The sequence below is a fragment of the Pseudomonas sp. SbOxS1 genome, from assembly GCF_013416725.1.
GTDB lineage: Bacteria > Pseudomonadota > Gammaproteobacteria > Pseudomonadales > Pseudomonadaceae > Aquipseudomonas.
This window is the reverse complement of the sequence record NZ_JAAVXC010000088.1, coordinates 1-634: the sequence shown is the minus strand read 5'-3', so window position 1 is coordinate 634 and position 634 is coordinate 1. Positions and strand designations below refer to the sequence as shown.

Sequence of the window (634 nt, the reverse complement as noted above, 5' to 3'; positions counted from 1 at the left end):
GCGTGACCGAATGTGGGCGACGTAGCATCCCTGAAAGGGCAGACGATTCGATGTCGAGTGAACGGCCGCCACGCGATCCCCTCAAGCGTGAAGCGCTGAAAATGGAAGCAAAGCCAGAGGTTTCCGCGCGGACTTTCATCCATCTCCGCGTCCACTCCGCCTATTCGCTGCTCGAAGGCGCGTTGCCGCTCGGCAAGGTCGTCGGCCATGCGGTGAAGGACGCCGCACCGGCGATCTGCGTCGCCGACAGCAACAACCTTTTCGGTGCGCTGGAATTTGCCCAGAAGGCGACCAAGGACGGTGTCCAGCCACTGATCGGCTGCCAGGTCGATATCGACTTCGCCGATGGTGGCGACAACGCCCAGCGCGGCCAGGGCTGGAAGCAGGCACTCGACCTCTTCCCGATCGTGCTGATTGCCGCGACCGAGGAGGGGTACGCAAACCTCGTGCGCCTGGTCAGCCGCATGTATCTCGACACGCCGAACGGCGAGCCAGTGCACGCCAAGCTCGACTGGCTCGGCAATCTGGCCGATGGCATCATCTGCCTGACCGGCGGGCCGCGCGGACCGGTCGGAGCGGCGATCAAGAGCGATCACGCTGCGCTCGCCGAGAGCCGTCTGCTCACCTTGCAGGC

Annotated in this window: 1 protein-coding gene; it reads left to right on the top strand. The window is 64.7% G+C overall.

Features of this window, described 5'->3' with window-relative positions:
- Positions 1-50 precede the first annotated feature (50 nt).
- Positions 51-634 (top strand): PHP domain-containing protein (locus HFK74_RS32945; RefSeq protein WP_180207232.1); only part of this gene is annotated, 584 nt, incomplete at its 3' end.